Here is an 8,908-nt window from a genome sequence, read left to right as displayed (position 1 = left end):
GCTCATAAAAAAGCCGACTTATTTCCGAGTCGGTTTTTTTTGTGTTTTTCGTATTATGTAAAATATTTAAGGCACTGATAAACAATAATTAATTAAGAAAGAGTTCGGGTAATGTCCATTATGTTAAATATAGGGTTAAAAGCCATTCCTAGTTGGAAATAAAAGTTGAAAACTAATTTTTAATATTCAAAATTTAGGTCAAATTGTGGCATTTTGAATAAGATCCAATCCATTTCATGTTATGGCCAAATTTGTCTTGAGACTAGAGTAAACTCTAACCCTAGAATAATTGTCTCAGTTAGTAATCAAGACAGTTCTCACATGAAATTAACTTTTGCGATCATTACACTTCTTATCTTTTTGATATTTTTATTCAGACATAAAAGTATAGAAACAAAAGTTATTATAAATAAACCAGTAAAATATGTTTGGGATGTATTTACATGTACTTCATCTTATTCAGAGTGGAATACTTTATTTAGTATTGATGATTTTCCTACTCATATAGGCCAAAAAATTACTGTAAATTTGTATGATGAAAATATGAACGTAAAATTTCGAATGAACCCTATCGTAAAAAAGCTCAATGACTATCATTTAGAATGGGAGGGTCAGTTTTATATAAATGGATTATTTAATGGTCGACATCAGTTCATTTTGACTAAAATTGATGCCAAGACAACTCAATTAGTTCATAAAGAGGATTTTATTGGATTACTTGTGCCTATTTTCAATTATTTGATTATTCATCCAACAAAAGTAAAGTTTGAGATCATGAATAAGTCCTTCAAAGATTATGTTGAAGGGTACCACTAGATATAAAAAGATAGGATATAAAGGTGAATATTGGTCAATTCTCTAAGAAGCACGATCTTTCATTAGACACTCTACGTTTTTATGAAAAAATTAGGATACTCATTCCTGATCGACTAGCAAATGGTTATAGAAATTATAGCGATAAACATGAAAAAGCGGTGAAATTAATTATATGTTTGAAAGGAATAGGATTCAGTCTGGAAGAAATTAAACAGTTAATTGAGCTTGAAAGAAAGTCTCCCTCTGATAGGTGTAATCTTATTTCAAATCAGATAGTTGATTTAAAAATAGAAATGATTAGTCAGCAAATTAAGTTATTAGAATATGGACTATGTACTCTCAATGATATTAAAAAATATATTGAAGATAATAGTTTTGTCAAAAATCAGGAAAAAATAATGAATATGATTGAGAGTCTATATAACCTAACAAAATATAAGTCATAATAAAAATTATGCCTTTTTATGTAGATACCTACATGGGTCTGCATTAACTTCAACTTCTTGTATAAATCAAAAAATGATTAACATCAGTTTGAAAAATGAAGAACTTACTTAAGAAGATAGTTTTAGAAACTCTAAAATTAACATAATACAGCTTATCCGAAATGCTCAAAAGGGAGCTAATAGCTCCCTTTCCGTGTAACTTACCATTATGTTAAGTGAAGCAAGTTATCTAAGTATTTGTATATTATATTTAGAAAGTTCAATATTCGCTCAAACTTTCCTTAATGCGATAGAACCGTAATCTTGTACTAAAGATTCAATAATAACTACCACTATACGGGTACAGCCAAGAGAATTATTCTAAATTCTTTTGAAAGTTCAGTAGCTGCTTAATCTTTTTTATAAATGTACTTTGCATCCTCGCGAATTGCTGTAATGCCTTCACGTTTAGGAAGCCTACTTGGCACTTGAATATCCCATGCAAGTCCAAAAACTTCTAATAATCTAATAAAATGCCATCCAATATCAATTTGACCTTTATATAATCCATGTTTAGCTGATGCAGGAAATGCATGATGGTTGTTGTGCCAGCTTTCTCCAAATGTTGGAATTGCCATTATGGGAACGTCGTGACCTTGAACACCCGCACCATCAACCAGCCAACTTTGAGGTCCACTTGTATGCGCTAAATATGAAATATACCAATACATCGTTGTGCATGCAGCAACACGGACACATATACCCCAAATTAACCATGGTATGCCACCCAACATGTATAAAGCTAAAGCTATTGGCAGTTGCTGTAACATCCAGGTTTTTTCAAGGAAAAGAATAAACTTATCATTTAATATCTCTTTGCCAGGATTAAATTCAGGTGGTTTATCCAGTACAAATTTACAGTGTAGGTTGTACCATGCGTCTTTTAGCATGCTTTGTCGATGTGCCAAGAAGTCGTGACAACTTGGCTGCCGTTGAGCCCAATCTCGTATATCATGAGTTTTGATAGTCCAAAGCGGACCACCTATACCACCGATTGTTCCCATCCATAATAGAAAATATTCGACCCATTTAGGGCATTTAAAACTTCGATGAATGAGTTTACGATGAAAACCAACTGAATACCCCATACAAACTGTTAAGGCACTGATTAATAAAAATACAAAAAATGCAGGCCATGTAAAATAGATAGGAGCTAAGATAGTTGCAGTCAAAAAAATAAATGAGTTCCAGAGAGAATGCCATTTATCCCATATTATTTTTCCTGTTAAGGGACTAACATCTTCATTAAGAATTAGTGAATTAACTTTAAATGCAACTTCTGAAGCACCTCTATTTTTTTCCATCAAATCAAACCTTTTACTATGAAAAACATGGCTAGAAATGGAGTTAAAACAACTACTCCAGACAGAGAAATGAATCTAATTCACTTCTTAAAAATCTTCAATATTAGTCTTATAATGTGATTTTGGTAAAATCTCCTCTCTCATTTCAGCAATATAATTTTAGAATGAATAAGCCCATACCTAAAATTTATCGTACAACCAATTGGTCTACACAACTGAGCTCTCATTAATCGTGGGAATATTGCGATTAGGTTTTCTTAGTTTTCCTAAAATTAACATAATATTGATTATGCGAAATACAAAAAATGGAAGCTTAAGCTTCCATTTTTAATCATTAATCCGACTTTTTGCTTCATTATAAACTACGCTATCAGCTCGTTTCCCAACAGTAATTAGCAAAATAACTACCTGATCATCTTTGACCTGATAAACAAGTCGGACACCTGCCTTTAATAATTTGATTTTATAGCAACCTGCAAGATCACCTTTAAGCATATTCTTTGGAATATGCGGTTGTTCTATTATCTTAGCTAATTTCTTCTTAAATTGATCTCTTATAGCACTAGGAAGCTTTTCCCATTCAGCTGTAAAGTCCTTATGACGTAAAAGCTTATAAGTCATCTAAAGTAAATTCCTCAAACATTTCTTTAGGATCATTAATACGTTTACGAACAATTGCTAATAACTCGGTATCTTCTTCTGAAAGTAAAGCTTTTTGTACAGGAATTTTGCCAGTTGTAGCTATATACTCCAAAACATTTGTAAAAAGCTCTGTAGGCGCAATTCCCTGTTCACGTAAGATAGAATAAGACTTCTCTTTAAGAGCTTCATTAACTCTAAAGTTGACTGTAGCCATTAATTTTTCCTAATACACAGCTAAAGAAATTATTGTAATGCAAATTGCATTACAAATCTAATTTTTAGACCTAAAAATTTTTCGCCAAAAACCTACTCTCTCAGCTTTTGAATTATCTATTTGTATAGATTCAATATTCTCTGATCCTTCTTCTTTTCTCATATCTACTTCAGCTTCAGAACTTGAAGTATTGACCTCATTTGTATTTGATTTCTGAGTATCTTCGTTACTACTAGGCTTAGGAGCTTCTAATAAACGTTGCATCGCCTCAATTTGCGCTTGATAAAAAATTTCTCTTTCAAATGATTGGCTTTCTCTAGAAATAGCTTGATTAAGCTGTTTTTCTAACATGTCAACTTGACGTTTGAGAGTGTCAACTTCTGTCAATGTATTACTATCAATTGATTGACTAAGTTTAACATTTTTTTCCTGTTTTTTAGGTTCGCCAAATGCTCTCAAAGCCTCAGAGAAATCTATTAGACCATCAGATCCTTTAGATAAATTTCCTTTATTTATATGAGCATATATAGCTTGTCTAGAAATACCATATAACTTAGCTAAATCTGAAACTGATAGTTTTTTCATAGTGTTAATTAGGTGTTAATTTCTAGTTATATTTTACTGTTAATTTAACAATGTCAAATAAGGCATACTATTGAAAGCCAACTTTTTTAAGTAGAGGAGTTAATTCCTTTAATTTCGTAGAGTCTTCCAGCATCTTAGAAATTCTGACAGCAAACTCATCGTAAGTTTCAGTCCCTTCTGAGTACTTTGACATTTCTGGTAGTTGTGAAAGCTTTTTAGAAAAAAGTTTAATCTGTGAACTTGATAACTCTAAAGAAAGTTTTTTATATAAATTTGATGACTTATTCTCAGTATGCTTCTGTTTGAAAGAAAATGAAAAGCCTGTGATTGATCTACCAGTTTTATGTTGTTCAACAGCTACTATAATATCAGTGTGCTGATTTACCTGTTTTATCGCGATATCCAATACATATTTTTTAAAGTCATACATTCTTTTATATTCAGTATCTAATACTCCAATTTTTCTTCTAAAGTCATTTAGTAATATTAGTGAAGTTTGTCCCGTACTACGCCATGCAATTAATATTTCATACAACCTAACAGCATAAGCACTTGTTAAATTACTAATTTGTTGCATTTCATATTTTGTAAACTGTTCTTCTAACCTTGTAATTAGAGGGACAATAACTGGAGAAAATATTAATCTTACAACTGCTTCATTATCAACATAAGCTACTTCACTGACCCACCTTGATTTATGGTTTATTACATTCCCCTTTTCACTAAGGCTTTGGTAGCTGAATTGTCTTACAAAAAGATCTTCGCAAGCATCTTTTAGTGATTGATAAGCAGTATTCCTATGTACGTTAAATTGATTAATATAACTTTCAGCATGTACTTTAAGAGGATCATTTGCATTAATCCCTTTACCACTTTCTCTTGCCTCAACAATAGCTAAAAGAATTAATCTTTGCTCGACTAAATCAAGATTATAGCTTGCATTAATCAATGCATTATCTTTAACAATAATTTCTTTTTTCATACATCGAAAGTAGTTATATTTTTAGAATAAAACGAGGTTATAATACAAACTCGTTTAATGCAAGGTAAACCTCGTTTTAATGCAAGGTAAACCTCGTTTTAATGCAAGGTAAACCTCGTTTTAATGCAAGGTAAACCTCGTTTTATAGATCTTGAAAGCATTGATACTAAAGGATTACAGCCTGTCTAAAAGCTTTTAAAAGCATTTAAAAACAATAAAAACCTTTTTTTCTTTTTTTAAAGCTATTTTTTTATAAAAAATCTGTATTCAAGAATATGAATATTTTCATGAAATCAGATACTGTATTTTTAACTTAATTTGATATTTGGTATGGATTGATACTACAAGATAGGTCTAATTTTCATTCTAAGGCTCACTAAGGTGCTTATTTCTATTTTTATATGTCTATCTATATATTTTTATTTTTCGTTGCTTAGAACGCAAATGAGTGCGTTTTAAGATATATTAATTTATTGATTTAGTTTTATCTGCTGATAACAGATTTAATTGATTCATTTCTTTAGTAGACTGATCTGTCTATTTCTCCATAAAAAAATGCCCAACCAAAAGACTGGTTGAGCATATAAAAACTAAAATATCGCTAGAGGGTGAGCCAAATCACTTGACTGAATTCAGTATCGTTGATGAGATTCATATTTAAAAAGACTTTATATATATAACTAAAAACGCTTAATAAAATTATATAAAAACATATTTTGTGTGATTAAGATCATGTTTTTAGGCGATATTAGATTAATATTTATTCAATTTGTCAGCGTTTTTAGCTCTAAATTCATACAGATCGTTCTGATGAATTAATAACCATATAATCATTTTTTATCGCTAAAATAACTTATTTTTAAATCAATAATCGGACTTTTAACTTATTTTTTGCCTTATTTTAGTCAATTTCTAGTCCTTGATATTGATGGCCTTGATCATGAGATATTTTCGGTTGAGGAGGTTTTCTAAGTGTTGGTACAACCTTTTGTACATAGGCTTCATTTCTCATTTGTCTTTCTTTGCGTTCGACATCTTGAGCAAAGCTCTTTTCTCTGAGCATCTCTTCAGTTTGAATAACGCAGTTGCGTAAGATCTCTATCTTTTTATTTAATTCTGTACGTTCAGGCGGTAATTCAAACTGCCTTTGATATAAATACTGTTCTGCAAGACGACACATCTGGATATTCTCAGCAACGTGATCACGAACTCGTGCAAATACTTGTTCAGGTTTAAAGGTTTGTAGTGCCTCGGTTTGTTCATCTAAGAAAGCTTCATGACAATGGTTGTCAACCAATTGTTTAAGCAGCACGTAAAAAGGAGTACTTTTATACGTTTCAGAGATATCTTTAAACGCTTGCTTTACATCTGATGATTGACTGTTTTGCCAGTTGTCATAATTCTGTGTATAGACTTCCTTTTCAGCGAGATTATTCGCGTGTTCAATATTATGTTCAAAGCGTTGTCTGACAGACGCTATACGTTGATCCTCTGTCTTTTTTAATTGCTTTTGATGCATGAGACCAGACTTTGCAGAAGAACTATGTTGGTGATCTAATGCTTTTTGATGTTCTTGTAATTTAAGTTGGATATGCACCTCAAGCTGGGCATATTCTTGTGGGAAAAACTTCTTATACTCGCGAAAGACCTTGAGCTCTTTTTGTAACGCTTCAACTTTTAACTTTTCATCTTCAATTACTCGAATTGCACGATGATGCGCCTCTCGTTCTTTATCTACTTCTATACGGGCGACTTTCAATTGATGCGCATAAGCATTTTGCATATCTTGCATTGCTTGTTGATATTGGGCATGGATTTCATCTACCTGTGAAGCCACATCTTTATAAATTACAGATGCTATCCACGCTGGTTCAATGAGCTGACTGTCTAACGGTTTGGCTGGTATGGGTGTAGAAATCGGCTGAATCTGTGTTTGTACATGCTCAAATGCTTGATTCGGTAAGACAGGTTCTTGGATCTGAGAATAAAACTGCTGAATGGTTGTATGCTTAGCTTTTGAACCCACAATTCCTCGTCTTAAGCCAAAATATTGATCATGTTGGGTGACGGCTTGATGATAATCTGTTTGCAATTGAGATAGCTTTGTACGTCCGCCTAACCACCTTCTCGCATTTAGTTTATTGGTCTGAAGATCTAATGGCACAATATAGGCTACGAGATGCGGTGTTGTCTCATCCCGGTGAATACTGGTTGCGATCACATTCTCTGCACCAAACTTTTCAATCAACCACGCTTTAGACTTCTCAAATAATGCTGCTTCTTTACTCGGATCATGCCAACCTTGCCATTCCGGAGAAGCTGTCATTAACGTTTCAATACATAAGACACCATTCTTACGCACCTTTTGCGGGATACGATCTTTGATTCCAGATAACACTTCGTCTGCTGATTGATGAGAATGCTCATTTTTTGGTGTTTCTTGAGGATTGGCATTCAGAGTTTCTCGTGTGCGATAATTGTGAGAAAGGGAACCTGAGATTTCACCGAAAGACTTCAACTTCTTTGTTCTAAAAATTAAGAAACTCATCGAACCCTCCAATAAAGAATCATCGAAGAGATCACCATAACAGGCCGCTCGATCTTTGGGAGCCCCAAAAGAGTACTCACTACACAATTTAAAAAAATAAATTTTATTTAAATTATTCCATGAGCGAGGGGAGCTTCCCCTCGACCCCGAAAAGCGCATAAATCCGAGTGTTGAATAGAGTTAAAAGTAAATATAATCAAATAGATATATAGAAATAAAAAGTCATTGAGATGGATCAAACAATCCCTAGAAAAATATGAAAATAAAAACTGTTTCAACATTTTTTTATTGCGTTTTTAGTGATTCCTTGCATTGTTTCAGCATAAACTCGGTTTTGTTACATCATTTTTGATGCTGTTTCTCAATATTTGCTGAATTGTTGCAGCATAAAGTTTGATTGTTTCAACATAAAGTCATTTTGTTTCTTCATTTTTAGACACTGTTGCAGCATTTTTAAGTATTGTTTCTTCATTATTCGAATAAAAAAGCACTTAAATTAAAAAATAGAGTATTTGAATAGACGTGTTGATGAAATTAAATCACCCTTAAGGATTGATTATTCTAGAATACAAAGTAGTATTTGTATTTAAGGTATTGATATTAAATTAATTTAGGTCGTCTAAATAATGAAAAAAAATTTAAAATTTATAGAGCTATGGTTACATAAGCATGCAAAAAGAATTATAGGTCAATCATTAAATTCTCCTGTAGTAGTTTTAGATTTAGATAATTTTGAAAAAGAAACTAATTTGGAGCTACCTCAAGATTTTAAAGATTTATATCTTTGGCATAATGGCATGAATGATACCGAAAATTTAGGTAGTCTGTTTCAAGGAATGGAGTTCTTGTCGTTAAAAGATATAGAAAATAAAAGAGATATCGATTTAGAGAACCAGCAATTTTCACTTGATTATGCAGATCCTGAGATTAACTCCCATAATTCACATAATCAAAAGTGGATTGTTTTTGCTCACGATGGTGGAAGAACGGGGTTGTATTTAGATTTGGATCCTACTGAGAAAGGAAAGTTAGGACAAATTATTTTTATTGATCATGATTATGATGTTGGAATTTTAGTTGCTGACTCTATAGCTGAATTAGTTAAACAGTTCTCAACTGACTTAGAAGATAATTTATATTTTCTAAATGAAGATGCTTTAGAAGATGGAAATGAGTTTTTAGAAACTGATTCTACAATAGATATTATAAATTGGCATAACAGTAAAAGATGGGCTAGACCTGATTTCTCATAGTCACGATAAAATTAAGAATGGAAGGTATACCTTCCATTCTTAATTTACACTAACTACATTCTTGATATTTTTTAACCGA

At 32.0% G+C, this 8,908-nt stretch carries 9 protein-coding genes and 1 pseudogene; 4 read left to right on the top strand and 6 right to left on the bottom strand.

Translation table 11 applies throughout. From position 1 onward, the window contains the following. The first annotated feature begins 543 nt into the window (after nt 1–543). On the top strand, nt 544–816 hold the full coding sequence (locus tag AC1MPL_RS00065; RefSeq protein ID WP_479763249.1) for a hypothetical protein: 273 nt from the start codon (nt 544–546) through the stop codon (nt 814–816). Nucleotides 817–839: 23 nt separating this feature from the next. After that, on the top strand, nt 840–1,262 hold the full coding sequence (locus tag AC1MPL_RS00060; protein WP_479763248.1) for a MerR family transcriptional regulator: 423 nt from the start codon (nt 840–842) through the stop codon (nt 1,260–1,262). A 389-nt stretch (nt 1,263–1,651) separates the two neighbouring features. Here the strand turns inward: AC1MPL_RS00060 and AC1MPL_RS00055 are convergent, their stop codons facing one another. Further along, complete coding sequence (locus AC1MPL_RS00055; RefSeq protein ID WP_479763246.1) at nt 1,652–2,605, bottom strand: acyl-CoA desaturase; 954 nt, start codon at nt 2,603–2,605, stop codon at nt 1,652–1,654. 164 nt (nt 2,606–2,769) lie between these two features. Here AC1MPL_RS00055 and AC1MPL_RS00050 point away from each other — a divergent pair. After that, nucleotides 2,770–2,860 (top strand): annotated as a pseudogene (locus tag AC1MPL_RS00050) (IS5/IS1182 family transposase); the annotation flags it as partial. A gap of 72 nt (nt 2,861–2,932) precedes the next feature. Here AC1MPL_RS00050 and AC1MPL_RS00045 read toward each other — a convergent pair. The 5 genes from AC1MPL_RS00045 to mobV form a co-directional block, all read right to left on the bottom strand. Beyond that, entirely contained in the window at nt 2,933–3,226 is a 294-nt protein-coding gene (locus AC1MPL_RS00045; protein WP_479763244.1) for a type II toxin-antitoxin system RelE family toxin, read from the bottom strand. Beyond that, nucleotides 3,216–3,461 (bottom strand): type II toxin-antitoxin system RelB/DinJ family antitoxin, encoded by a 246-nt coding sequence (locus tag AC1MPL_RS00040; RefSeq protein ID WP_237414099.1) that lies wholly within the window; start codon nt 3,459–3,461, stop codon nt 3,216–3,218. Before AC1MPL_RS00040 ends, AC1MPL_RS00045 begins: the two co-directional genes overlap by 11 nt. Nucleotides 3,462–3,518: 57 nt before the next feature. Continuing rightward, complete coding sequence (locus AC1MPL_RS00035; protein WP_479763243.1) at nt 3,519–4,046, bottom strand: plasmid replication DNA-binding protein; 528 nt, start codon at nt 4,044–4,046, stop codon at nt 3,519–3,521. A 67-nt stretch (nt 4,047–4,113) separates the two neighbouring features. Next, complete coding sequence (gene repM, locus AC1MPL_RS00030; RefSeq protein WP_479763241.1) at nt 4,114–5,028, bottom strand: replication initiation protein RepM; 915 nt, start codon at nt 5,026–5,028, stop codon at nt 4,114–4,116. Between the two features lie 901 nt (nt 5,029–5,929). Further along, on the bottom strand, nt 5,930–7,576 hold the full coding sequence (gene mobV / locus AC1MPL_RS00025) for a MobV family relaxase (protein WP_479763239.1): 1,647 nt from the start codon (nt 7,574–7,576) through the stop codon (nt 5,930–5,932). A 626-nt stretch (nt 7,577–8,202) separates the two neighbouring features. Here mobV and AC1MPL_RS00020 point away from each other — a divergent pair. Further along, the gene (locus AC1MPL_RS00020; protein ID WP_479763237.1) at nt 8,203–8,829 is read left to right on the top strand and encodes an SMI1/KNR4 family protein; all 627 of its coding nucleotides are present in this window, start codon (nt 8,203–8,205) and stop codon (nt 8,827–8,829) included. Nucleotides 8,830–8,908 lie beyond the last annotated feature (79 nt).

Source organism: Acinetobacter sp. N1-1, assembly GCF_056711485.1.
The sequence above is the reverse complement of the archived record's forward strand: the minus strand, read 5'-3'. Positions and strand labels throughout refer to the sequence as shown.